This is a genomic window from Nonomuraea aurantiaca (genome assembly GCF_020215705.1).
Taxonomy (GTDB): domain Bacteria; phylum Actinomycetota; class Actinomycetes; order Streptosporangiales; family Streptosporangiaceae; genus Nonomuraea; species Nonomuraea aurantiaca.
This window is the reverse complement of record NZ_JAIWNB010000031.1, coordinates 70,114-93,925: the sequence shown is the minus strand read 5'-3', so window position 1 is coordinate 93,925 and position 23,812 is coordinate 70,114. Positions and strand designations below refer to the sequence as shown.

At 68.6% G+C, this 23,812-nt stretch carries 26 protein-coding genes; 11 read left to right on the top strand and 15 right to left on the bottom strand.

Annotated features, from left to right (window positions below; all coding sequences use genetic code 11):
- Positions 1-35 precede the first annotated feature (35 nt).
- The 3 genes from LDL49_RS46135 to LDL49_RS46125 all read left to right on the top strand — a co-directional run bounded on the left by LDL49_RS46135 (position 36) and on the right by LDL49_RS46125 (position 3,325).
- Positions 36-1,439, top strand: a complete 1,404-nt coding sequence (locus LDL49_RS46135) for a sensor histidine kinase (protein WP_225301286.1) — start codon at positions 36-38, stop codon at positions 1,437-1,439.
- Between the two features lie 73 nt (positions 1,440-1,512).
- A complete protein-coding gene (locus LDL49_RS46130) occupies positions 1,513-2,571 on the top strand; it encodes a serine hydrolase domain-containing protein (RefSeq protein WP_225301285.1) in 1,059 nt (352 codons plus the stop codon).
- A gap of 70 nt (positions 2,572-2,641) precedes the next feature.
- Positions 2,642-3,325: a hypothetical protein gene (locus LDL49_RS46125; RefSeq protein ID WP_225301284.1), complete on the top strand. Its 684-nt coding sequence runs from the start codon at positions 2,642-2,644 to the stop codon at positions 3,323-3,325.
- A 29-nt stretch (positions 3,326-3,354) separates the two neighbouring features.
- Here the strand turns inward: LDL49_RS46125 and LDL49_RS46120 are convergent, their stop codons facing one another.
- The 3 genes from LDL49_RS46120 to LDL49_RS46110 form a co-directional block, all read right to left on the bottom strand.
- Positions 3,355-4,509, bottom strand: coding sequence for a sensor histidine kinase (locus LDL49_RS46120; protein WP_225301283.1), 1,155 nt, complete (start codon positions 4,507-4,509; stop codon positions 3,355-3,357).
- A 45-nt stretch (positions 4,510-4,554) separates the two neighbouring features.
- On the bottom strand, positions 4,555-5,031 hold the full coding sequence (locus LDL49_RS46115; protein ID WP_225301282.1) for an FAD-dependent oxidoreductase: 477 nt from the start codon (positions 5,029-5,031) through the stop codon (positions 4,555-4,557).
- Between the two features lie 275 nt (positions 5,032-5,306).
- The gene (locus LDL49_RS46110) at positions 5,307-5,849 is read right to left on the bottom strand and encodes a helix-turn-helix domain-containing protein (RefSeq protein ID WP_225301281.1); all 543 of its coding nucleotides are present in this window, start codon (positions 5,847-5,849) and stop codon (positions 5,307-5,309) included.
- A gap of 87 nt (positions 5,850-5,936) precedes the next feature.
- Here LDL49_RS46110 and LDL49_RS46105 point away from each other — a divergent pair, with 87 nt between their 5' ends.
- Positions 5,937-7,160, top strand: coding sequence for a benzoate/H(+) symporter BenE family transporter (locus LDL49_RS46105; RefSeq protein ID WP_225301280.1), 1,224 nt, complete (start codon positions 5,937-5,939; stop codon positions 7,158-7,160).
- Positions 7,161-7,171: 11 nt separating this feature from the next.
- Here the strand turns inward: LDL49_RS46105 and LDL49_RS46100 are convergent, their stop codons facing one another.
- The 6 genes from LDL49_RS46100 to LDL49_RS46075 all read right to left on the bottom strand — a co-directional run bounded on the left by LDL49_RS46100 (position 7,172) and on the right by LDL49_RS46075 (position 12,632).
- Positions 7,172-8,740, bottom strand: a complete 1,569-nt coding sequence (locus LDL49_RS46100; protein WP_225301279.1) for an SMI1/KNR4 family protein — start codon at positions 8,738-8,740, stop codon at positions 7,172-7,174.
- Positions 8,741-8,985: 245 nt separating this feature from the next.
- Positions 8,986-9,282, bottom strand: a complete 297-nt coding sequence (locus LDL49_RS46095) for a GlsB/YeaQ/YmgE family stress response membrane protein (protein WP_225301278.1) — start codon at positions 9,280-9,282, stop codon at positions 8,986-8,988.
- Between the two features lie 234 nt (positions 9,283-9,516).
- Positions 9,517-10,491 carry a LysR family transcriptional regulator gene (locus tag LDL49_RS46090; protein ID WP_225301277.1) on the bottom strand — a complete coding sequence of 325 codons (975 nt, stop codon included), beginning with the start codon at positions 10,489-10,491 and terminating at the stop codon, positions 9,517-9,519.
- Positions 10,492-10,774: 283 nt separating this feature from the next.
- The gene (locus LDL49_RS46085) at positions 10,775-10,948 is read right to left on the bottom strand and encodes a CsbD family protein (protein ID WP_225301276.1); all 174 of its coding nucleotides are present in this window, start codon (positions 10,946-10,948) and stop codon (positions 10,775-10,777) included.
- A 333-nt stretch (positions 10,949-11,281) separates the two neighbouring features.
- Positions 11,282-12,250, bottom strand: a complete 969-nt coding sequence (locus LDL49_RS46080) for an acyl-CoA desaturase (RefSeq protein WP_225301275.1) — start codon at positions 12,248-12,250, stop codon at positions 11,282-11,284.
- 70 nt (positions 12,251-12,320) lie between these two features.
- A complete protein-coding gene (locus LDL49_RS46075; protein ID WP_225301274.1) occupies positions 12,321-12,632 on the bottom strand; it encodes a UBP-type zinc finger domain-containing protein in 312 nt (103 codons plus the stop codon).
- A gap of 385 nt (positions 12,633-13,017) precedes the next feature.
- On the opposite strand from LDL49_RS46075, the gene LDL49_RS46070 reads away from it, so the two are divergent.
- Together LDL49_RS46070 and LDL49_RS46065 are read left to right on the top strand one after the other, a co-directional pair.
- Positions 13,018-13,311, top strand: coding sequence for a hypothetical protein (locus LDL49_RS46070; RefSeq protein WP_225301273.1), 294 nt, complete (start codon positions 13,018-13,020; stop codon positions 13,309-13,311).
- 466 nt (positions 13,312-13,777) lie between these two features.
- Positions 13,778-14,035, top strand: coding sequence for a lipopolysaccharide assembly protein LapA domain-containing protein (locus tag LDL49_RS46065; protein ID WP_225301272.1), 258 nt, complete (start codon positions 13,778-13,780; stop codon positions 14,033-14,035).
- A 72-nt stretch (positions 14,036-14,107) separates the two neighbouring features.
- On the opposite strand, the gene LDL49_RS46060 is transcribed toward LDL49_RS46065, so the two are convergent.
- Positions 14,108-14,323 carry a hypothetical protein gene (locus tag LDL49_RS46060; RefSeq protein ID WP_225301271.1) on the bottom strand — a complete coding sequence of 72 codons (216 nt, stop codon included), beginning with the start codon at positions 14,321-14,323 and terminating at the stop codon, positions 14,108-14,110.
- 266 nt (positions 14,324-14,589) lie between these two features.
- Between LDL49_RS46060 and LDL49_RS46055 the strand changes: the two genes are divergently transcribed.
- From LDL49_RS46055 to LDL49_RS46040, 4 genes are read left to right on the top strand one after another with little or no spacing between them, the layout of a single operon-like run.
- The gene (locus LDL49_RS46055; protein WP_225301270.1) at positions 14,590-14,952 is read left to right on the top strand and encodes an STAS domain-containing protein; all 363 of its coding nucleotides are present in this window, start codon (positions 14,590-14,592) and stop codon (positions 14,950-14,952) included.
- Positions 14,952-15,350 (top strand): STAS domain-containing protein, encoded by a 399-nt coding sequence (locus LDL49_RS46050; RefSeq protein ID WP_225301269.1) that lies wholly within the window; start codon positions 14,952-14,954, stop codon positions 15,348-15,350. The genes LDL49_RS46055 and LDL49_RS46050 overlap by 1 nt, the downstream gene beginning before the upstream one ends.
- Positions 15,233-15,814: a protein kinase domain-containing protein gene (locus tag LDL49_RS46045; RefSeq protein ID WP_225301314.1), complete on the top strand. Its 582-nt coding sequence runs from the start codon at positions 15,233-15,235 to the stop codon at positions 15,812-15,814. Before LDL49_RS46050 ends, LDL49_RS46045 begins: the two co-directional genes overlap by 118 nt.
- 53 nt (positions 15,815-15,867) lie before the next feature.
- Positions 15,868-16,476 carry a dihydrofolate reductase family protein gene (locus tag LDL49_RS46040; RefSeq protein WP_225301268.1) on the top strand — a complete coding sequence of 203 codons (609 nt, stop codon included), beginning with the start codon at positions 15,868-15,870 and terminating at the stop codon, positions 16,474-16,476.
- Between the two features lie 111 nt (positions 16,477-16,587).
- Here the strand turns inward: LDL49_RS46040 and LDL49_RS46035 are convergent, their stop codons facing one another.
- On the bottom strand, positions 16,588-17,007 hold the full coding sequence (locus tag LDL49_RS46035; protein ID WP_225301267.1) for a DoxX family protein: 420 nt from the start codon (positions 17,005-17,007) through the stop codon (positions 16,588-16,590).
- 340 nt (positions 17,008-17,347) lie between these two features.
- Between LDL49_RS46035 and LDL49_RS46030 the strand changes: the two genes are divergently transcribed.
- On the top strand, positions 17,348-19,906 hold the full coding sequence (locus LDL49_RS46030) for a type 1 periplasmic-binding domain-containing protein (protein WP_225301266.1): 2,559 nt from the start codon (positions 17,348-17,350) through the stop codon (positions 19,904-19,906).
- A 68-nt stretch (positions 19,907-19,974) separates the two neighbouring features.
- Here LDL49_RS46030 and LDL49_RS46025 read toward each other — a convergent pair whose 3' ends face one another.
- The 4 genes from LDL49_RS46025 to LDL49_RS46010 form a co-directional block, all read right to left on the bottom strand.
- On the bottom strand, positions 19,975-20,589 hold the full coding sequence (locus LDL49_RS46025; protein WP_225301265.1) for a TMEM175 family protein: 615 nt from the start codon (positions 20,587-20,589) through the stop codon (positions 19,975-19,977).
- 219 nt (positions 20,590-20,808) lie between these two features.
- A complete protein-coding gene (locus LDL49_RS46020) occupies positions 20,809-21,534 on the bottom strand; it encodes a helix-turn-helix transcriptional regulator (RefSeq protein ID WP_225301264.1) in 726 nt (241 codons plus the stop codon).
- 36 nt (positions 21,535-21,570) lie between these two features.
- Complete coding sequence (locus LDL49_RS46015; protein ID WP_225301263.1) at positions 21,571-22,560, bottom strand: alpha/beta hydrolase; 990 nt, start codon at positions 22,558-22,560, stop codon at positions 21,571-21,573.
- Positions 22,561-22,703: 143 nt separating this feature from the next.
- Positions 22,704-23,660: a cyclase family protein gene (locus LDL49_RS46010; RefSeq protein ID WP_225301262.1), complete on the bottom strand. Its 957-nt coding sequence runs from the start codon at positions 23,658-23,660 to the stop codon at positions 22,704-22,706.
- Positions 23,661-23,812 lie beyond the last annotated feature (152 nt).

The window sequence follows — 23,812 nt, the reverse complement described above, 5'->3', positions numbered from 1 at the left end:
AGACCGCGCGAGCCATGAAACCGCGAGAGAGAGCCATGAAGCTGTCCACGCGTTTCGCGCTCTGTCTGGCCGTCGCCGTCCCGCTGCTGGTGGCGCTGGCCGGGCTGGTCGTGCTGATGCTGCTCTCGCAGGACTTGCGTGCCCAGCGGGATGATCAGCTCGCGGCGCGGTTGCGGGCGCTGGACCCGATCGCGACGGCGTACGCGTGGCGGACCGGTGCGCTGCGTGCCGTGCCGCCCGCATTCATGGAGCAGCAACTGCTGGCCGCGGCCACCGGCCCCGGCGGGGCGTGCGTGGTGGCGGGTGACGAGAAACTGCTGGTCATCGGGGACGTGCCCGGCACGCTCCCGGCCGGTGCCGGCCCCGGCGACTACGCCGAGGGGGATCGGCAGTGGCGCTTCGCAGCCACCGAGCTGGGGCGGCGGGGGAGGGCGCGGCTGATCCTGTTCGAGCCGGAGGAGCGTCTCGCCGGCCAGATCGCCGTCCTGCGCGACCGGCTGGGCTCGGTCACGTTGGTCGCGGTCGGCGTGGGCGTGGTCGCGGGGCTCGTACTCGGCAGGTTCGCGGTACGGCCGCTGTCGAGGCTGGGCGGGCAGGCACGGGCGATCGACGCGCCCTCCTCTACCGGGACGCGGTTGGCGACCACGGCCGGCGTCACGGAGATCGACGAGCTGGCCCGCCTCCTGAACGACCTCCTCGACCGGCGCGACGCGGCCGTGGCCCGTACCGGCGAGGCTCTGGAGACCGCGCGCGCGTTCGCGGCCACCGCCGCGCACGAGCTGCGCACCCCGCTCACCAGCATGGGCACCAACCTCACCCTGCTGGACCACCCCGAGCTGGATCCGGCCGATCGCGCCGAGACCGTCGCCGACCTGGCCGCCGAACACGGCCGCCTCCAGCGGCTCATCACGATGCTGCGCCAGCTCGCGCGCGGCGAGCTGCTCGACGCCTCCGCCTTCGCCGAGACCGACCTGACCGGCATCGTCAGCGACGCGATCGAGGACGCCCGGCGCCGCCACCCGCACGCCACGATCACCGCTCGCCTGCCGGACGCCGTCCGGGTGCGCGGCTGGGCGGAGGGCTTGCGGCTGGTCGCCGACAACCTCCTCGACAATGCCGCCGTGCACGGTACGGACGCGTCCGGCCGCACCGCGATCACGGTGACCCTGGAGCGTGGGGATGAGATCGTCCTTGCCGTTCAGGACACGGGTCCGGGGATAGCGCCCGAGTGCCGCGAGGCGGTGTTCGCCCGTTTCCACCGTCGTCCGGGCAGTCCGGGTTCGGGGCTCGGTCTCACGTTGGTCCGGCAGCAGACGGCCCTGCACGGGGGCACCGCCTGGCTGGGCGCCTCCCTTGACGGTCCAGGTACGCGAGCCGAAGTACGCCTGCCCGTAACTGAGCAGGAATCCCCGCGATCCGGACGGTCCTGGTTGGAATAGCCCGGCCCTTGCCAGAGAAATGCCAGAAAAGCACGTCACCATCCGTCCGAACTAACCCTTCGGAGGAGATGACATGCGCATCACCCATTACGTGGTCGCGGTCGCGGTTGCGGTCACGCTGTCCATGCCGGCAGCGGCCTTAGCCGAGACCGCTGACGTCATGCAGCCATCGACACACCCGGTCAAGCTGCGGACCGCCCTCAGAGAACTCTCGGTGACCTACACCTACCAGGGCCAAGAGCACACCTTGGACGACTTCCTCACCCGTACGAAGACCAACGGCTTCCTCGTCCTGGACGGCCAGAACATCGTCGCGGAGCGCTACACCGGCGCGAGCCGTGACACCCGCTTCCAGTCCTGGTCGATGGCCAAGTCGTTCACCGCGACCGCCGTCGGCATCGCGCTCAAAGACAAGCACATCCGATCGATCGACGACTCCGTGGACAAATATCTGCCCGAGCTGAAGGACTCCGGCTACGCCGGGGTGTCCATTCGCGAGCTGCTGCACATGTCGTCCGGCATCGACTGGGACGAGGCCACCGACGCGCCACGCCTGATGGCCGCGGCCAACAAGGGCTACTCGATCAGCAAGATGGCCGCCCTCCAGAAGCGCGGCTGGGAGCCGGGCAGCCGGTTCGAGTACACCAGCATGAACTCCTTCGTCCTGGCCCGGCTGGTCACCAAGACCACCGGAATGCCGTACCACGACTACGTCGAGCGCAAGATCTGGCAGCCCGCCGGCATGGAGTCCACGGCGACCGTCGGCAACGACTCGCACGGCGACAGCCTGGGCTACTGCTGCTACTACGCCACCGACCGCGACTTCGCCCGCTTCGGCCTGCTCTACCTGCACGGCGGCAAGGCGAAGGGCCATCAGGTCGTCCCGGCCTCCTGGGTCAAGGCGTCCACCACACCGTCCTCGGTGAACCCGAACTATGGCCTGCACTGGTGGCTCGGCGGCCAGGGGACGGATTTCATGGCGGTCGGGCTCGGCGGCCAGTACATCTATGTCTCACCCGAGCAGGGCGTCGTCATCGTCAAGTCGTCCATCGCCGGCGGCGCTCCTGACCAGGAAGAGGCCGTCGTCGCGTTCCGCTCCGTGGCGGCCGAGGTGGCCAGGACCCGCCGATGAGGATGACGCGAATGGGCTTGGTGCGAAGCCGACAGCCGGTCAAGGCTTTCGAGTACGAGTGGGGGGCCGCGTGACTTTCCGGCTTCTGCGCTTCCTCGTCGCCGCCGGCGTGCTGACGCTCGCGATCGGGCTGGGCAAGCTCGTGGACGGTGACGTACGGGCGGGACTTCCGCTGTTCGTCGTGGGACTCGTTCTCGCCGGCGTGCCGACGGGCCTGCTGGTCCGTCATGTGATGGCGAACTGGACGACGACGGATTTCCGGCGCTCACCGGCGATGGCGGATCCGGCGATACGCCGCAATTTCCGCAGCGTCGCCGTGCTCGTCATGGCCTACAGCGTGCTGTGGTTCCTCGCGGCTCTCGCGATTCTCGTCTTCGCCTATCGGATCCAGCACGACAACGGCAGCAGCGCCGGATCGATCGTCACCGTGATGGTCATCGGCTGCGTCATCGCCGGGATCCCCGCGCTGCTCGGCAGCCAGTTCCTCCGGTGCGGGCGACTGGTGCGGCACGGAGACACCGAGGGCATCGCAGCCGGGCTGCGGCTCGGCTGGATCGTCGTCGTCATCGGCGGGCTCGCCACCGTGGGTTCGCTGACTCATGACCGCCCCGGTTACGGCACGGTCGGACTCGTGGCCGGCTGCCTGGTCGCCGTCACGCTGGTCAACATCCTCCGATTGCGCATGCTGGGCGCTCGGGTCGTCGCGTACGAGCGGCAGGCGCGGGCGCCGAAGCCGACGACGTCAGAGACGTAGGCACCTCCTCGCCCGGCTTCGCGACCACCTCACCCCATGGAGGGGAGGGTGACGACGAACTCGCTGCCCGTGCCCTGGGCGGGGCTGCGTAGTTCGATGGTCCCCTGGTGTGCCTCGGCGATCGCGCGGGCGATGGAGAGGCCGAGCCCGCTGCCCTGGCGGCGTACCGGATCGCCCTGAGAGAACCGCTCGAAGAGGTGAGGGCGCAGGCCGGGGTCGATGCCCGCGCCCTCGACGGCCACCACGAGGGACACCACACCGTCCTTGGCCGGCGCGAACAGCGTGACGCGGACCGCGGTGCCGGGCGGGGTGTGCTGGAGCGCGTTGCCGAGCAGGTTGCGGACGAGCCGGCGCAACCGCTCGGCGTCGCCGGTGATGACCAGCGGATCGCCGGACGGCGCCGACAGGGTGATGGGGCGGTCAGGGTCGATCAGCCGGGCGTCGTCGACGATGGCCTCGACCAGTTCCACCAGGCGGAGGGGCGCCGTCTCCAGAGGCCGTTGCCGGTCGAGGCGGGCCAGGAGGAGCAGCTCCTCCACCAGGTTGCGCATGCCCGCGGCTTCCTCGGCGATGCGGCTCATCGCGGTCGTCACGGTCGGCTCGGGCAGATCGTTGTGGAAGTACAGCTCGGCCCAGCCGTTGATGGTCGTCAGGGGCGTACGCAATTCGTGGGAGACGTCCGCGACGAAACGGCGCAGCCGCTCCTCGGCCTGATGCTGCTCGTCGAACGCGCGGTTCAGCGCGGTCGCGAGCCGGCCGGTCTCGGTGTGCGGGACACCGGCGGGGATCCGCCGGGTCCGGTCGCCCTGGGCGATGGCGGTCGCGGTGGCGGCCATGGTCTCCAGCGGCCTGAGCCCCACATGGAGCACGGCGAGGGCCAGGCCGACCAGGGCGAGCAGGGCGACCGAGGTCACGATCGCCTCGCTGCGGGCCAGCCGGTCAAGGGCGTCCTCATCGTTGTGCAGGGGGAGGGCGACGATGACACCTTCGACCGGAAGTGCGCCCTCGGTGTCGACCGTGGCGTTCAGGCGGTGGTAGCGGGCGCGGTAGGGAGTTCCCGCGGCTTCCAGCCGCATGATCTTCCCTGGGGCGCCGCGCAGCCGGGCGATCGTCGCGGCGTCCAGCACGCGGACGAAGGCGTCCCGGCTCCGGAGTACGACGACGTTCCCGCCGGTGTCCACCACGTCGGCGGTGTCGAAGAAGTTGATGCTTGGCCGGGTCGACGATGGTCACGTGCTTGTGGGGCCCGACTCCTTGATCTCCCCGGCCAGTTCCAAGCCGACCGGCCCGGCGCCGAGGATCAGCACTCGCTCGGCACCCGCCAGCTCCTTGTGGGTCCGGAGCAGGTCGTCCAGGACCTCTTCTGTGGAGTCAGAGGTGGGCTTGGCGGGGTAGGCGTAGCTGGAGCCGGTGGCCAGGACCAGGTAGCCGGCCTCGACCCGCCGGCCGGCGGCCAGGGTGACACCGCCGGGGTCCACCGAGACCGCGCGCTCCCGCACCACCGTGCCGCGCCTGAGCCACTGGTCATAGGGGAAGAACATGTTGCCCGCCCAGTCGGGCTGGGTCAGCGCCCGCAGCGAGCCGGCCGAGTTGATGAACGCGTCCCGAGGGTCGATGAGGACGACGTCGGCCTCCGAGTCCAGCGCCTTGGCGAGCGCCAGGCCATTACGCTCGCTGCGGTCCACCAGGCCGGTCAGGCTCGACATGGCCAGGCCGAGCTTGCCCAGGGTGACAAAATTCGTGGGACGAACTACTGCTTCCGGGCGCGGCCGAGTAGGGGTCGCGCAAGGCGGGATCCGAGTGCAGGGGATCGGCTTGCACCACAGGAGCACGATGCGCGGCCGTTGCCCGCGGGGTCAAGCCCATGAGTGCCTGAGAAGCCCCGCTGGAACGGCTGTCGCGGATCACGCGGGACGTGATCCCGAACAGTCATCGGCGGCTCGTGCGCATCTGAGCTGGAAGCGGGCGGGAGATGCCGATCTCAGCTCTGCCGGGGGGAGCGGATCAGTAGGGTGGCCAGGGCTTCGTCCGGGCCGACGGCGCAGTAGACGTGTGGGACGTCGGCCGGCCAGGACATGTGCTCGCCTGCCGCCGCCAGCTGGGGCGCGTCGGCCGGTCCGGCGCGCAGCACCCCCGCGTAGACCGTTACGTGCTCGGTCACGCCGGGAGCGTGGGCCGGCGAGTGTTGCACGACGCCGGGGCGGACGCGCATGCGCAGCAACTCGAACGTCGCGGTCGGCTCCTCGAAGACCTCCAGCAGTGTGGCCGTTACGGCCGCGCCGGGCACGTGGACGGCCTCCGCGGGCGGCGCGCCGGGCTCCAGAACCAGGGTCGTCAACGGTACGCCCAAGGCTCCCGCCACCGCGTAGAGCGTCTCCAGCGTTGGGTTGCGGGTGCCCAGTTCCAGCCCGGACAGGGTGGCCTTGCCGATGCCGGCGCTGCGGGCCAGCGCCGACAGGGAGATGCCGCGGGCCTCCCGCAATCGCCGCAGCCGGCTCCCGATCTCCGTGTCATGGCCGTCCATCCGGCAATCCTTGCAGTCCGCCGCCGGACTTGTCCCACGGTGGCCACCTGGCTATGGTTCGTTCCGTAAACGGAACGATCGAGGGGGATGGGCGTGCGGGTGCAGGCCGTCGTTGCGGGGCTGGTCAGTGCGGTGGTCGGCTACGCCAGTTCGTTCACCGTCGTGCTCGCCGGACTGCGTGCCGTCGGGGCGACGCCAGGGCAGGCCGCGTCCGGGCTGCTCGCCCTGTGCTGCGGCGTCGGGGCGGTGGCGATCTTCCTTGGGCTGCGCTACCGCATGCCGATCAGCATCGCCTGGTCCACCCCCGGCGCGGCGCTGCTGGTGGCGACCGGTCCCGTGCCCGGCGGCTTCCCGGCCGCGGTCGGCGCGTTCATCGTCTGCGCCGGGCTCATCGTCCTGGCCGGCCTGTCGCCCTGGCCGGCCCGGGCGATCGCCGCCATCCCGCGTCCGATCGCCGGTGCCATGTTGGCGGGCGTCATCTTCAGCCTGTGCACCGCGCCGGTCCGTGCCGTCGTCGACATTCCGCTGTTGGCCGTGCCCGTCGTCCTGACCTGGGCGGTGTTACAGCGGTACCTGCGGCAGTGGGCCGTTCCGGGCGCGCTCGTCGTGGCGGTCATCGCCATCGCGGTGCACGGGCCCGGCAATGGCCTGTCCAGTGCGCCGCTGCTGCCCGCGGTCGAACTGACCATCCCGACGCTGAACCCGTCCGTAGTGGTGAGCATCGCCATTCCGCTGTTCCTCGTCACCATGGCCGCGCAGAACGTCCCCGGCATGGCGGTCATGGCGACCTACGGGTACACGCCGCCCCTGCGCCCGGTCCTTGTCGCGACCGGCCTGGCGAGCGCGGCGGCGGCGCCGTTCGGCGGGCACGCCGTCAACCTGGCCGCGATCACCGCGGCGCTGACCGCCGGCCCGGACACCCACCCCGACCCCGGACGCCGATGGATCGCGACGGTGGCCCTCGGCGCCGGTCAGCTGACGCTCGGCCTCGGCGCCGGCCTGGCCATGGCTCTGGTGCTGCTGTCCCCACCCGTACTGGTCATCGCGGTGGCCGGCCTCGCGTTGCTGCCAGCGCTCGGCTCGTCGCTGGCCGGCGCGGTGACGGAGCCGGAGGGACGGGAGGCCGCGGTGGTCACTTTCGTGGTCACCGCATCGGGGATGACGATCCTGAGCATCGGCGCGGCGTTCTGGGGCTTGGTCGCGGGCGGACTGACCGCACTCCTCCTGCACAGGCGCACATCCATCCCGGAAACCGAGGCGGAACGTCCCATGAGCCGGGTGGCTGGTCGTGGTGGAACGGGAAGATCATGAACGCTCGCTCGTCAGTACCCCATCATGGGCCCGTCCCTTGATGGATCCAGTGCGGTGAGCGGTGCGGCCAGCCTGCTTGTCAGGTCGGCGATCACCAGCTCGGTGAGGGTGCCGGGGAAGGTGTGCCGGTCGAATTCGACATCCCAGACCATCGTCCACCGGTCGGGGTCGGGATCGCTGGTGTCCCACCAGATGGTGTCGCGTCCTTCAGTGTTCGCGCACCACAGCAGCCCTTGCGGCGTGGGATGCACATTCACCGCTTGGTCTTCCTCCAGGTCGAGATATCCGACTTGCTCCTCGTGCTGCTGCTGGAGATCCTCCGGGTGCCCGATCATGATGCCGTTGATGCCGATCGTCCCGTACGCCTCGAACAACCGCTTGTAGTCGCTCGGCAGCCGCAACCCGAGAGCCCCCTCGATCGCCGGCCAGTCATAGGTGTGGCCACCGGTCCGCGGCTCACCGATGATCGTCGCCAACTGCGCCAGCCTGTCTCGCTCCACAGTCGTGGCGGACGCGCCGGGGTCGACGCCTGGCGGGAACACGACGCGCGGACGCGGCACCGCCCGCAGCGACAGCACGGGCAGGTCCAGCCGCCCGTCCAGCCACCGGTCGAGGAGCCCCGACGCGCCGTACGGCAGCCGCTGCCACCCCAGCCCGTCGGCATCCAGCAGCACCACCGGCCACTCGTCCGGCTCACCGCTGACGGGAAGCCACCAGCACGTCTCACCTCCGTCGAACACCCCCCACAACCGCAGCCCGCCCGGCTCGGGCGCGATCGGCGACGGGACCACCCGCTCGCCCGCCGCCCGCCGCGAACGCAACCGCTCGCTCACCACGGCCTCCTCCGCATCCACGTCGAAGCCCTCCGGCGCCCCGGGAGCGAGCAGCCGCAGCACGCCGGCCAGCCTCCCCACGCCGTGCTCGCCGACTAGCGCGGCATAGTCCTCGGGCACGCCCGTGGCCGCCTCGACCCTCGCCGCCGGGCCGGCGACCTCGAGAGCGAGCGGCACTCCCGGGAAGGAGACACTCTCCGGCACGTCCTCAAGTACGAGCGGGGCGAACTTCCAGGCGTATGGAGGCGACACCGCGGGCAGGGCCTCTCCCAGATCCAGACTGCCGCTCACTCGCGCGGCGAGCACCTCCGTCATGGGTGCGTCCACCAGCCGCCACGTCTCATCCGGCCAATGCTGGGTGAAGATCCTGGTCGGCCAGTCGTTCGGGTCGGTGGAGACCGAGGTGTCCCAGAAGTAGTACTCGCTTCCGCGCGACTCGCCCCACACCAGGAGCCCGCCCGCTTCGGGATGAAAGGTGTACGGGTGAGCCGGCGGGTCGGCGGCACGGATGCCGCGTTGCAGCCCTTGCCGCTGGTCGAGTTGTCGGAAATAGCCGCCGCGGCCGGAGCGATGGGGCACCACGACCCAGATCCACTCCCCGGCCAGCACAGGCCCGTACCTCTGGGCGAACTCTTTGTAGTCCTCGGGAAGCCGGAGACCGAGCCACCGTTCAACGCCGGGCCAGTCGACGGGAAAGGCGGCAGCGGGCGGCGGGCCGATGACGCCGGCCAGGGTGGCAAGATCCATGCCTGGATTGTGCTGCATTGCACCCTGCCGCTGTTTCGCTGAGATCGCCTCTGATCAGACGCACGTGACACCCGGCTTCCTGTCACGGATAGCCCGAGCTATCCGGTCAATCGTGTGTAGCGCCCCGACTCGTCGCCGAGGCCCCTTTCCCCCGTGGACATCCTTGGCCTGCGCGCTTGGGCAGTCACACCCGCTGCGGCAGGCGTGTGAGCACGGGGAAGGGGCGAGGGGCGTGCTGGGCGGGGTCATCGGCGGCCGGCCCAGCGGCCCGAACGACGGCCAGTGCGGCGGCCGGTGATCAGGTTGTAGGCGAGCAGCAGGACTGCCGCGCCGACGATGGCGCAGATCCAGGTGGACAGGTTGAAGAAGCCCTGGATGCCCGAGACGTGGAACACCTTGGTGGCCACGAAACCGCCGAGCAGCGCGCCGGCGACGCCGAGTACGAGGGTGATGATCAAGCCTTGCTGGTCTTTGCCGGGGACCAGCATTCTGGCCAGCAGTCCGGCGACCAGTCCGAGGATGATCCAAGCGATGATGCCCATGACCGAACTCCCTGTGGTGGTGCGTCGATGTCTGCGCGGGATCGGTCTTCCGGACCGGTCGAAGCAGGAGGCCGGTCACCGCATGCTTGGCGGCACCGACCGTCGAACTTGTTCACTTCCAGCCAACACCCTGCGTAAGAGACAGAAACTGGCGATCTGTGAAGGATCCATCTCCAGGACCGATCACCAGGGAGAAAAGGATGGTGCGGCGCGACCAGCGTTGAGCCCGGCGCGTCACAACGGATCATCGCTGCGGCGGCTGGTTGCTGCCGGAACACCTTCGCCGGACGCCGGCTCGGCGGCCGCGGCGACGGGCTCCAGCCAGTCGAGCCGTTCGGCCAGCCGCCGGGCGATGTCGATGACGATGGCGATGTGCGGGGAAGGGTTGGCGTCGTGCCACAGCAGCGACCAGGGGTAGTGCGTCGCGGGGTCGGCCAGAGGCCGCCAGGTGGTGCCCGGCCGGTTGGAGGAGCGGAACGAGGAAGGGACACAGTGCACGCAGCGATGCTGGAGTACGAGGTCGGCGGCGGCCCGGGAGCTTTCGACGGTGCCCTCGTAGAGGGTGGGCGCCAACCCGGCCGAGCGGCACAGCGCGAGGACGAACTGATTGAGCTCCGGCGTCTGCGATTCCTCGCCGAGCAGTAGCAGCTCGTCGGCGAGAGCGGCTACGGGCACGCCGTCGAGGTCGGCGAAGCGGTGGTCGTCGGGTACCAGCACGCCGAGCGGATCGAGCCTGATGAGCTTGGAGGTCACCTCGGCCGGGGTCTGGGAGGCGTGTCCGATGGCGATGTCCAGGCGGCCGTCGGCCAGTTGCCGGTACTGCTCTGGGGTGCCTGCCTCGACCTGGTGGATCGTGATGCCGGGATGGTTGCGCTGGAGCTCGCGCAGGATCTGCGGCATGGTGTCGTAGCCGGCGTCGATGATGCCGACGCGCAGCGTGGGCGCCGAGGCGGCGGCGGTGCGCGCGACCTGCGCGGCTCGGCTGACGTGATCGAGGATCTGGCGCGCTTCGACGAGGAACGCCGCACCGGCCGGGGTCAGGTCGACGTGGTGGGTGCTGCGGTCCAGTAGTCGCACGTCCAGCTCGCGTTCGAGCCGCTGAATCTGCTGACTCAGTGCCGACTGCACGATGTGCTCGCGGGCGGCCGCGCGGCCGAAATGCAGCTCTTCGGCCAGCGTCACGAAATAGCGCAGCTGCCGTAATTCCATGCTCGCCACCCTCTCTGCCCAGGCGGCGCCGATGCGGACTGTCGTCTCCCACTCTAGGTTCCTCGTGGGCGTGTGAACTTCTGGAGGCGAGCCGGGCCGGGCCCTACTTGCTGGCCTGCGGCGACGGCGCCGACGATCAGCCAAAGGATCAGCGCTCCTGATGCGACGCGCATCGGTCCTACCTCCATCTTCGTGCTTGCACGGGGGTGGACGGGGTCATCGCGGAGCTCGCCGGCGTCCGACCTCGACTCCGTAGCCGCCGAGCGGTTGTCGAAGCGGAGGGTCAGCGTTTGAAGGCGTCCCAGATCTTTCCGCCGGCCTGCTTCAGATTGCCTGCGACCTGATCGCTCTTGCCCGCGATCTGCTGGCGCCGGTCGCCGGTGAGGCGGCCGAAGAGTTGCCTGACCCAGCCCTTGAGGACCTGGACCTTGTTGCTGATTTCCCAACGCAGACTCATCGTGATGTTCCTTCACTGCTGTGCCGCGGTCAGGCGGCTTGGAATCCCAGTGTCCGTCCCGGCCTGATGGGGGGAAACGAGCAATGGCGGCGCCGGTTATCACCGGAACCGATGAGCGCTGGGCGTATCCGAGATCGTGATCATGGAATGTCCTGTTTGTCTATGTCACGGGCTGTGCGGGCGGTTGGATGCCGGATGCCGGGCCGTCCGGGTCTTGCCTCTCACGCCGGGGCGCTGCCAGGCCGGCGATCGTGGTCGTGGCCAGAACGGTGAGGATCACGGTAAGGGAGAGCCACACGAGGATCTGCGGCAGCGGAATTGACGGGGAATCGGTCAGTCTCCGGCCGGTGAGAGCGGGCCGGTACGGCGGTGCCGGAGGCGTTCGGGGTCGGGCCAGTGCACGTCGCTTGCCCAGCCCAGTCGCTCGAACAGGCGGATCACCCCGCTGGACAGGTCGATCTGGCCCCGGTCGAGACCGTGACGGGCGCAGGTCGGCTCGCTGTGATGGCCGTTGTGCCAGCTCTCGCCGAACGACAGCAGGGCCAGCGGCCACAGGTTCGTCGCCCGGTCGTGGTTGCGGGTCTTGAACGGCCGGCTGCCGATGAGGTGGCACAGCGAGTTGACGCTCCAGGTGACGTGCTGCAGCAACGCGATGCGGATCAGCCCGGCCCACAGGAAGGCGGTCAGGCCGCCGTACAGGGTGCCGGTGATCGCCCACCCGGCCAGGAACGGCAGTGTCAGCGACACCACGCACAGCGCGGGGAAGGCGCGGGCCACCCGGGTCATGGCAGGATCGGCCAGCAGGTCCGGGGCGTAACGCTCGGCCGGAGTCTGATCGTCGGCGAACAGCCAGCCCAGATGGGCGTGGGCAAGCCCCCGAAGCTGCCCGCGCAGGCCGGTCCCGTACCGGTAGGGCGAATGGGGATCGCCCGGTCGGTCGGTGAAGGCGTGATGGCGGCGGTGCACCGCCACCCAGTCGATCACGTTGCCCTGGAAGCCCATCGACCCCGCGACCGCCAGCGTCACGCGAAGCCATGGCCGGGCGGCGAACGAGCCGTGGGTGAGCAGCCGGTGGAAGCCGACCGTCACCCCGAGCCCGGTCACCACGTAGAAGCCCGCGGCCAGAAGCAGGTCGGTGAGCGCGACCCCCTGCCCCCACGCCAGGTAGATCACCGCGCCGAGCGCGGCGAACGGCGCGATCACGATCGACGAGGTCAGCGCCGTCTGCGCCCGCCCGGCCGGCACGTGCTCTCCGGCCCCGGGGAACGGCGAGGTGCCGTCGTAGTCCTGCCGACGTTTCACCGGTCGTTCGGAAACCGCTCGTTCGGAAACCGGTCGTTCGGAAACAGTCATGAAGTAGCTTTCTCCTCATCTATACCGTCCGCCAGTGCACATAGCACCAGCGCCAGGTCGACCTGGGCCCCAGAGTGGCGGCCACCGGATGGTCGGTCTCCTGATAGTGGGCCTTGGCGTGACCGCCCTGCGAATCGTCGGAACAGGCCACCCAGCCGCAGGTCAGGCACACCAGCAGGCGTGTCCAGGTCTGGCCGAGGGCCAGGCATTCCTTGCATTCGGGCGGTCCATACCGCACGGTGGGAAGCTGGTCGATGTGATCGCAGCGGGGCGCCTGACCGTTCAGGCCTGCACGGTCGGTCGCGTCCATGCCCTGTGCGTCCAGGGTCATCGCGACCCCCTCACGGTGACAGCGACGCAAGGTGCGCCAGCTGGTCACTCACCAGTCAAGGTGCTCAGCCGTCCGGCGGAAACACGCAATCCCAGCTCGCCTCATCAGCTGCGGCGATAGCCACCTGCGAGCACGTCGGCCGCGCCATGTCTGCCCTGCCAGGGGCGGAGAGATCTTTCAAGAGGCCACCGGATCGGCTTGACCTGCCGGATCGCGACTTCGAGGCCCGCCGGACAGCGAAATCGGCCGGAGAATTCAGCGGTGCGAAACCTCCTGCCATCTTATGCCGAGAGTGGAATTCGCTCAGTTGTGCGAAATTTCCCTTGCTATTTATTGCGGATGGGTATTGAATGAGGAATGCAAGCCAAAGAAAAGGGAGGCTCTTATGAGCTTCGTACAGATTCTAGAATTCGATACCAAGCGTGCCGGCGAAGTCGAGTCGCTCATGAACGAGTGGCGGACGCAGGCCAAGGGCAAGCACTATGTAAAGCGCGAGGTCGTGGCGAAGCACCGCGATCGACTCGATCACTACGTGGCCATCGTGGAGTTCTCCTCCTACGAGGAGGCCCAGAACAACAGCAAGCTGCCGGAAACCGACCGGTTCAACGCGCACATGGCCAAACTGTGCGAGGGCCCGATCGAGTTCTCCAACTACGATGTGATTCGCGACAAGAGCTGATCATCAACTGAACATCGCGGAAAGCTCAGCCTGTGCTGTGGCGTGCGAGAATATTCTCGCGTCATGGCGCGGGCATTTTTTATGCCGGCCTTCGAATATCGAGCGGGCGGCAAAGGAGCTGCCGGCGTCCCGGGCACCCGGGATTCACATCCCGCATGACCGAAGGCCCGGAAGGGGGCCTGGCGGCGTTGACCGCCTGGCCGGCCGCTCCGGTGAGCGCCCGCTTGGCGTGCCGGATGAGTGACGTAGATTCGAGGTATCCGGAAACGACGACATCCCGCCGCATTAGAGGTGCCTGACAGGCCGGCTCACCGAAAGGGTTGTCATGGACATCCTGCACCGCTTCCGCACCAGATCCGGGCCATCTGCTGAGACGGCTGAAGCCGATGTGCCTCAAGGCGAGAGCTTACCGGCGCCGGCCGAGCGCCCCGCGGGCCCGGGCTCAAGCGCCGAGAACTCCAGGCCGGTGCCCGTCACCCGTACCAGCGTGGCCTGGGCGGGTGTGTGGGTCGCCACGCTCGTGTCCGTCGCCTTCATCGTGTTCATGCTGCAGAACACCACCGCCACGCAGGTGTCCTTCCTCGGCCTGCACGGCACGCTGCCGCTCGCGGTCGCGATGCTGATCGCCATGCTCAGCGGGATCCTGCTCACTCTCGTGCTCGGCACCGCTCGCATCACCCAACTCCGGCGTCTGGCCAGCCGGCGACGCCGTCAGAACCGCTGACCGGCGAACACTTTCCCCGCCCCGGCGACCACGCCTCCTGATCACACGTCTTGGCGGGACACTGCCCGAGCGCTACGGGTTCCTCCTGGCGAGCGCCTGCTCGGTTGCGGCGCTCAGCAACCGGGCGGCGGCGGCCACCTCGGCGAGCCGACCAGGCGTCATCGTCTCCAGACAGGCGGCCAGCCGCTGCCGGTCACCACGACAGGCCATGCGCATCGCGTGCTGAAAGGCGAGGGCGCGCGAAGCGGTACCGATCGCCATCAAGACGTCGGTCAGAGCCTGATCCACGCCGTCATTCTGATCCGGCGGCAGCGGAGGTTGAGCAGTCAACGCCATTCACCATGCCGTCCTTTAGCTCCGACCGCGATCCGCCCCGATGATCACGGCTGATGATAAGCCTTGTGCGGATTGCCGCTTTCCACCTGGTCGAGCCCGCCAGATGATCAGACCATCGCACCAGACGGCTCCGCTCACGCCGCCCCTCCGCAACGTGTTCATGACCGCCTCACACCCGCGGCCACCTTATCCCGCACTCCCCGCCCGTAGGAGCCAGCATGAACACCGCGGACACACTCGGCGCACGCACCCCCGACACGCTCGCCGATCGGCTCTTGCACATCACGCCGCTGGTCGATCCCGCGGGCCTGCGGATCGAAGGTGAGCTCGACCACGCCACCCTACCGGCCCTGACCGGGGCACTGGCCGCGCTGGCAGGCGGCGGCGGCTTCTGCGTCGACCTGAGCGGCCTGGTGTTCTGCGACGTCGGCGGACTGCGCGCCCTGGTCGCCGCCGCCGCCGGTATGCGCGACGGCCATGCTCTGACGTTGCGCTCGCCCTCCCCGCAGCTGCGACGCCTGTTCCAGCTCACCGGCTGGCACCAGACGGCCGGTCTTCGCCTACAGGATCGGAGCACCTAATGACGGCCCTCCATCCCCGCATCGGGACAGGTCTGTGGCTCGTCCCCGCCACCGCCACCGTTGTCCGCCTGTGCGACGAGTTGGACATCGGCACCGGCGAGGCGGTGCGCGAACGCCTGCTGCGCGCGTTGTGGCACAGCACCAGCCTGCTCGTTCTCGACCTGTCCGGGGTGTCGTTCTGCGACGCCGCCGGGCTGGGCGTCGTGGTCGGTGTCCAGCGCCGGGCCAGATCCCTGGGCATCGTCCTCGGCCTGGCCGCCCCCCGCCCGCACCTGGCCAGATCATCGACGCCGGCGAGGATCCCAGATCCCAGGCGGTCTACCTTATCTCGCCCCTCAACCAGCCAGGCAGCCTCAACCTCCACCTCCACGGCAGGCCAGGCGCCGACATCTCCCTGAGGTGGAGCCTGCGGATCCTGGACCACGTGCTGGCCGGGTTGCAGGCCGCCGCCCTGAGCGACATCATCCACCTCGACATCAAGCCGCAGAACATCGTCCTGGACAGCCCCGCCACCATCAAGATCATCGACTGGGGAATGTCACAACTGCACCAGGCCGGCAAAAGCGTGTCGACGGTCATGCCCGGCGGCACCAAATGGTTCGCCAGCCCCGAGCAACTCGGCGTCACCGACGCCGCCCCCAGCAGTCTGTCCGATCTGTACGGCGTCGGTGCCCTGGCCTACTGGCTGCTGACCGGCCTGGCCCCGCTGCGACGCGAAACCGACGCCGGCACCGATCCGCCGCAGGTGCACCACCTGAGGCGGGCCGGAACCCGGCCCGAACCCGTTGACCGCTACAACCCGCTCGTACCCGAGTGCCTGAGCCGGCTCATTGAGCAGAGGAAGACCTTAAGAAACTCGTAAGCCGGTTCCGCGAGGCTGCAGGCACATCGAAAAGCCCTATCAGGAGGAACATCATGAGGACGATCGCCGCAAGCCTCTTCATCTCCCTCGACGGCGTCGTCGAGGAGCCGGCGGAGTGGCACTTCCCGTACTTCAACGACGAGATGGGCGCGGCCGTGGGCGGCCAGATGGCCGACACCCTGCTCCTGGGCCGCAAGACCTATGACAGCTTCGCCGGCGCGTGGCCGGAGCGGGAGGCGGCGGGTGGCGAAGACGCCGGCTACGCCAAGACGCTGGGCGAGGCGCGGAAGATCGTGGTGTCGCGCCAGCCCTTGGAGTTCACGTGGCGCAACTCCGAACTGCTCCAGGGCGACCTGGTCGAGGCCGTGACCGCGCTGAAGAACGAGGAGGGCGGCCGGATCGCGATGAGCGGCTCGATCTCGGTGATCCGTCAGCTGCTGCAGGCGAGGTTGCTGGACGAGCTGCACCTGCTGGTGCACCCGATCGCGGTTCGCAAGGGCGAGCGCCTGTTCGACGAGGGGGACACCACTGTCCCGCTGGAGTTGATCAAGTCCGAGACGTTCGCGACGGGCGTGCTGTACCTGGTCTACCGGCCTGCTCCGGCCACCGCCGACGGCTCGTACGACGACGCCAAGACGCACCTGCCCCAGGACGAGCAGTAGAAGTCGGTGCCGGCCCGTTCACCGCTCCTCTAAACCCGGCACGCCGCCGTGTCACGGGGTCCAGAAGGGACCCCGTGACGAGCTGTGGCCGCCGCCGGGGATCGGGGGCCGTCATCTGCTAGTGCGGTATTCCAGAGTTCGCGAGGGCAGCAGCGTGGCCAATGCCCAGCGTCCGGGCCCGAAGACGGCGATGATCAGGAACGACCAGCAGAAGAGGGCGGCCTGTTCGCCGCCGTTCTGGATCGGGAACAGCGCCTGGGGCTGGTGAACCACGAAGTAGGCGTACGCCATGGCGCCGGAGCAGACGATGGCGGCGACGCGGGTGCCCAGCCCGAGCAGGACGAAGATCCCGCCGACCAGTTCGATGACCGCGGCCCACCACCCGGGCCACTGCCCGAAGCCGGGTGCCTGGCCGTGCGGGCCGCCCAGCACGTTGAAGAGGGTCGCGGCGCCGTGGCAGGCGAACAGCAGACCCACCACGAACCGGTACAAGGCCAGGAACAGCCCCTGATTCCTGGCCAGAAGCTCCATGGTGTCTTCTTCAGAAAGAGATCGAGAAGCGGTGACGGCGACCTGGTTCATGGCGGCCAGCCTGCGATGCCGAGCTGTGGCGTGGCCTCCCTGGAAGGGCGTTGGGAGCGTTCCCAATGTCTGTGAGCTGATCGTGAGCTGTCAATCTCGGTCCCCGGAAAAAGGCGTCCCGAACCGTCGGGTATGGACCCTTGGAGATCTTTTGGGTAATAGCAGTGATTTGAGAGAGATGGCCGCCTTTACCGCTATTGGCCGCTCCCTTGTCCGTGCCCGTCACATCTGTGTTGCAGCTTGACTTCTCTTGCCCGCCACAGACGCCTGCCGGAAAATACTTCTCTACATGACCAGCCGGGAGCAGATCTTCGACGACTTCGCCAAAGCCGTCTTCAAAAAGGTGCTTCGCCGCAGGAAGTGGCGGAGCAGCCTGCTCATAGGAATTCATGAGGGAGCCGCGGGCGGTCCGGCCACTTTGGCGCCCACGGTACTCATCGACGCCTTGACAAACCGGCTGCGGCTCGGCAGGACGCCGCTGGTGCCGCACGCGGTGGTGGATGAGCGGGCTCGGGTGGCGCAGCAGATCGCGATGGGGCTGACAGCTCCGAGAGGGTGGGGCACGTTTCACTTCCCCCAATACAACGTCTTCAGGGCACTCGAGTCGGATGCCTTCGCCGGAATGGATCCGCAGGATTGTGCCTTCAGAAAGATCCACCCTTTCCTGTGCCGGTTCATCCAACTTCCGGGCGCGCCTGATCCGGTCTTTTGGTGGATCCGGTTGGTCGGCTTCGTCATCGTGTTCGCGGGCTGGTTTGAACAGCTGCGGTTCGGCGGGGCATGGCGACGCCGCATGCGCCGCAACTGGTTCGCCAAATTCGCGGGAGGAAGCCACGGGGATTTTTTCGAGCAGGCCGCGACCATCATGCGCGGCAGCGACGAACAGAAGAAGGAAGCCGTACTTCTCCGCGCGCTCCTGTGCGATCTGGACACGGCGTTCACCCCGCGTCTGTCCCCTTGGCGGCGACGCCGGCAGAGCGGTTTCCTGCTGTTCATCAAGAACGGCGACGAGCTCGCTGACCTCGTTCGGAAAGCGATAGAGGACACCAAAGCGCGACACATCACCGTGATTTACGCTCGATCCGGTCAGGCCGCGGGAGCTCCGAATCTCGCCGAGGCCACGCTCCGTCTCATCCTGCACGGAGACACCGAGCTTCGGGTGACGACGAGGGACATGGCGGCGGATGCCACCGCGGAGCAGCTCGCCGGCGCGTACAAGATCCCTGTGAGGCTGGGCAGCTCCGCCATGGTTGCTGTCGTCGCCGTCCTGCAGATCGTGATCCCCACCGTTGGTGGCTATTTCGGCGCCGCGCGGCTTTTCCAATTTTGGCCCTGGTCCAGGGATGAGACCTGTCTCGGCGAGACCGCTGGTCATGTAGCGACGGCCAGCACGCCGCTCGGCCTGCTCTCATCTCAGGAGGCGACCCGTCTCTACAACGCCGACAAGCAGGCGATCGACGACGAGAACACGCGAGTAAGGGGCCTGGCAAGTAAGAACCCCGACATGAGATACACGATCAAGAGGATCGTCTATCTGGGCTCCGGTGTCGCGGGCGCCTTCGACGCCGGAGTCGCCTACAACGGCGTGCTCCCCGAACTGCACGGCATCCGGCTGGCGCAACGGAAGATGAACGAGCTCGCCGAGGACAATCCGCGAACGAAGGATCGGCTCTCGGGCAACGTCTTCGTCGTAGTCGACATCCGGGAGGCCGGCAAGGGCTATGCCCAAGCGCCTCAGATCGCTCAGCAGGTGGTGCGGCAGTCAACCGAGACCGTCCTCGGTGTCATCGGGCTTGGCGAGAGCAGACAGCAGACACTCGAGGCCGTCAAGACCCTCGGCGACGGCGGGCTGCCCATCCTCGGCATGGGCGCTACCTCCGAGGATATGCAGGCCCATCCGCTCTACCATCAGATCTCCTTCGACAACCCGTACCAGGCGCGCATGTTCGCGGCGTTCGCTCGACAGGCGAACGTCATCCAGACGGGTGAATCCGGTCGCTGTGTCCCTGCTGACAAGGCACTGGTCATCGGCGACCCCACTGACAACTACAGCCTCCGGCTCGGGGAGGACCTCGTGACCGAGTTCCCCGTGGACAATGCTCACGTCATCTGGTTCCCGCCGCCGGGGTCGGCGACGTCTGTCCATCCCGCGGGCACATTCGTGACCAGCGACTCGGAGTTGCTCGAAAAGGCGTGCGCGCAACTGACTCAAAATGCCGACGACCGCACCGTGGTCTTCTGGTCCGGCAGGGCGGAGCGCCTGCGGGACTTTCTCGTCGCGGCCAAGGACAGCGCCGCCTGCCCCGCGTCGTTCACTGTGATCAGCGGTGGCGACCTCTCGACCACGGCCGTCCTCAAAGAGCGATTTCCCACCGACTTCGCCGGCGTGACGCTCTTCTACGCCGCGCATGCGCTGCCGAGCAGCCCGCCCAACAGCTCCGGGGATGACTACACCCACCGTTACCTGGACCTGTACAAGACCACAAATGATCCCTGGTACGACCACTGGCGAGGGCCGGTTGCCTATGACGGCCTCGTCACCATGGTGACGGGAATCAATACCGTGTGCCGGGAGAACGGGCCGGCCGGCTGCGGGAGGGGATCAGTGGCCAGCCATTTCCGCTACCGCATCGGAGGAGAGTCCGGGCTTCGGGGCGCGACGGGGATCATCCGTTTCGTCAAGGATCCGTGGGCGACCGCGATGCCCGCTCCTCTCCAGAAGCGGTTCCTGATGCTCCGCGCGACGCCTATGGGGCCCTCCATCGTCATGGAGTGCGGGCAGCGCGACACCAACGACCTCAGGACCACCTGGGGGCCCAAGAGCGCGTTCGACTGCCCGAGCACATAGAGGTCTCATGCGCGGCCGAGGGCGCCCTACGTTCGCCGGCAAGCGGCGCCGGCAGAAACTCGCGGGTTCTACGGCTGCGGGGTCGGCGGTCCATCCGGCAGGCCGCGCGGGACCAGGGCGTTCATCACACGTGCCGCGACGAACAGCAGCAGCCAGAACAACTTCGCGGCGGTGACGTCGACGAAGGCCACCGGGATGGACAGGAGGAAGATGGCGGTCGCGGTGATCGTGCCGAGAGTAAAGGAGCGGACCCATCGGGGGGTGGCCCGCTCCTGGTCGAACAGGCCGTGGCGGGCGCAGTGGTGGACCATCAGGGCCAGCACGAAGGAGATCCCGGCGATGAGGACAGAGTACAAAATCGTGCCGAACCGGAGATCGGTGGCGCCGAGGACGCGGGTCGCGAACGGCAGCAGCACGATCATGAGCAGCCAGCTCAGGTTGAGCACGGTCAGGCGGGCGTCGACCCGGTGAACGTACCGGAAGAACTGCTGGTGGCTGTACCAGAGGCGAGCAGCCACCACGAAACTGATCACGAAGATCAGATAGTCGGGCGACAGGAGGTCCAGGAAGGAGTGCCAAATCTCGCTCTCGGTCCGGCCCTCGGGCACCGGCAGCTCCAGCGCGAGCAGGGTGAGCGCGATCGCGATCACCGCGTCCGAGAAGAAGATCACACGGTCCCGCACGTGTCGTCGGTCCTCGTCGCCGGTGCTGGCAACCACGGTGGTCGCCGCGAGACGTTCCGGGGGCCTTTCGCTGTCCCTGCTGTCCTGATTTGGCACGGATCCCAGTGTGTCACGCGTGTACTGCTCCTCCTCGCGCATCAGGACCGGCCCTCCAGGGCGCTCCGAGGACTCCCAAAAGGAAAAGCCATGGCGCGCTGCCGCAGGGGGCGACGGCTTGGATCACGAGGGCGTCGTACCCCGGCTGAGGGACCGGAGCGTTTCGGCCCGGCGGACGCGTTCGGCCAGGGTGTGGTCCAAGGATGGCACCGTACGGGCCGGGCAGGGCTCGTCCCGCAGTTCGGCGGCGAGGATGCGGTCGAGGCGGAAGCCCCGCCCAGCTCGGCGGCTGCGGCACCAGCCGATCAGATACCACGAGCCCGAGGCGGTGAGCAGGCCGCCCGGCTCCACCTCGCGCTCGCTTTCCCGCCCCGCCGAGTCGGCGTATCGGATCCAGACAACCCGCCGGCGGGCCACCGCCTGCTCGACCACCGGGAGTACGCCTGAGGCAGTGCGGGCGGGCAGCACATGGATGCGTTCGGTCAGGGCGCGCACTTCCTCCACGGCGGACTCGCTCAGGGCGGCCGCCAGCTTGCGCATGGCGGCCGGCCCCGCGGCCGAGAACGGCGTCGTCTGCTCGGCCCCGGCCAGCGCCGCGGCCACCGCCAGTGCCTCCGCGGCGGTGAGGTTGATCGGCGGCAGAGCGGTGTCGCGGTCGATGAACCAGCCCCCGCGCGGTCCGGCCTCCGCACGCACCGGCACCCTGGCCTCCATCAGCGCCTGTAGATCCCGCTGGATGGTACGCCGCGACACCCCGAACCGGTCCGCCAGCCAGCCCACGGTGCGCGGCCGGGGCGCGGTCGCGCGCAGCTCGTCTACCAGGGCATAGAGGCGTTCGGTACGGTTCATCGCGTCATCGGGGTACAGGCACGGACGCGTACCAGGTTAGGCCAGACATCTGCGAAGGAACTCCTCCTGGGCCGCCAACTCCCGCTGGGCCAGCGCCGTGGGATGCAAGGTGAACCCGTGCCAGCCCTCCTCCGCCACCACCAGCTCGGCCATGTTGCCGGCCGCCGCCCAGCGGGCCGCCATGAACAGCGTGTCGTCGAGCACGGGGTCGGCTGTTCCCACCGTGAACCGCGCGAGAGGCAGACCACGCAGGTCGCCATAGAGGGGCGAGATGTCAGGATCGAGTCGTTTGTCGGGCGACATTCCCGGAAACTGCTTGCTCCAGAACCATTCCTGGATCGGCCGGTTGATCAGCCGGTTTCGATCGCCCGACGCGCGGCTGCTGGGTGTGCCATGGCCCACGTCGTAACCGCCGAAGGAGAGCTGCGCGGCCAGGAACGCCTCGGCGGGTGCCACGGCGTGCCGGTCACGCAGCCGCAGAAGCGTGGTGACGGCCAGCCGCGCGCCGCCCGACTCGCCGCCGATGAGCAGCCGTTGCGTGCCGAACTCGGCGGCGGCGTTCGCCACCAGCCAGAGCGCCGCCTGCTCGGCGTCGTCGTTGCCCGCGGGGTAAGGATGCTCCGGGGCCAGCCGGTACTCGACGCTGAGCACCGCCACACCGCAGTTGGCGGCCACATCGCGAAGGCGCGGATCCTGCCCGTCCGCCGAGCCGATCACCCCGCCACCGCCGTGGAAGTGCAGGAACACGCCCTCCGGTGTACGCCCGTCCGACGGGAGAAAGGCCCGGAGCCGGAGCCGGCCGCCGTCGGGGGTGGTCACGGTCCGCCAACTCGCTTCGGGAACCGTCGCGAGGGTGGGGAACCCGCCTCCGCCCGCGCGCTGAAACTCACGAGCCGCCACGGGATCGTCCTGGACATGCAGCGGCACCTGGCCGTCGAGCAGCTTCTCCATGCGGTCATTGACGGCACGGGTCTCAGCCAGCTCGTCGAGATCCAGGCCGAGCAGATGAATGGTGGGTACGTTCATGCAGCCAACCGTGCCGCCACGCCGCGACACCCTTATGTCACGGTCTACGCGTGATGTCGCTCACAGTCGACAAGCATGACCGCGTTCCGGGTGCGGGGCGGGGCGGGTCCTTCATGGCATCGCACCCGCCTCGTGAACCGGGGTCAGAATGTGGCGATCGGGTTGATTGGGCTGCCGGACGTACCGGCGAAGCGGACCGGCGCGACTGCGAGGTGGAAGTCCCACTGGCCGAGCTCGGCAGCCGTCGCCGCGCACGCCTCCAGGTCGCAGTTGTCGAGCATCCACAGGCCCATGGCGACGAGGCTCACGGCGTGAACCGGCATCAACACGTCTTCGTACCCGGACGGCTGAACGTCCTGGGGGGTGTCAGCGCCGATCAGCGCCACTCCCCGTTCATGCAGCCACGGCAGGCAGGACGCGTGCCAGCCGGCCTGCGTGAAACCGCCGGCCTCACCGGCCTCGTGCCGGACGCGGCCATAGCCGGTCCGCAGGAGTACCGCATCGCCGGATCGCACCCGCACACCCTGGCGACGCTCGGCCTCCTCGAGATCGTCGGGGTACACACCCTGCCCCGGTTCCAACCACGGCACATCGCGGGCCCCAGCAATGTCCAGCAGGACACCACGCGTGATGATCCCGTTGGCCGCCGCCGTGACGGCCGCCCACGCCGATCCCGTTGCGGCGTCGACCAGCGAGTGCGACCGCCCGTTGTACATCGTGCCGTCCCAGAAGATGTGGCACGGCGAGTCGAGGTGGGTGACGGTGTTGCCGTGGAACATGATGCCGAGCCGCTCGTTCGAATAGCCCCAGTGCCGGTCGTTGCGGAATCCGGGCAGCGGCATGTTCTCGGCACCTGGCATGTCGGCGGCGCACGGGCACGTCGTCGTCGACCGCTCCATGTCGTCCGGTACGGCAACCTCCCACGCGCACGACACACTCCTGCCGTGGCGCACGGCCCGAGCCGCCGCCAGCCGGACGTCGTCGGTGATGTGGTTCAGAGTGCCGAGCTCGTCGTCGTCGCCCCACCGTCCCCAGTTCGACAGCGTGTCGAAGTACCCGAGCACGTCGTCCTGTGTGGGCATCGGTCGCCCTGCCGTCATCCCAGCATCAGCTCCTCCGGTCACGCGGTTCGAGGCACCGCGGGCAGCGTATCCCGCCCTCTCCGCGACCTGCCGCGCGAACCGCCCGACACGCGAGTATTGCCGCGCTTCAGGATGATTCTGAAGATATTCTCACAGCGCGTTTGGTGCGG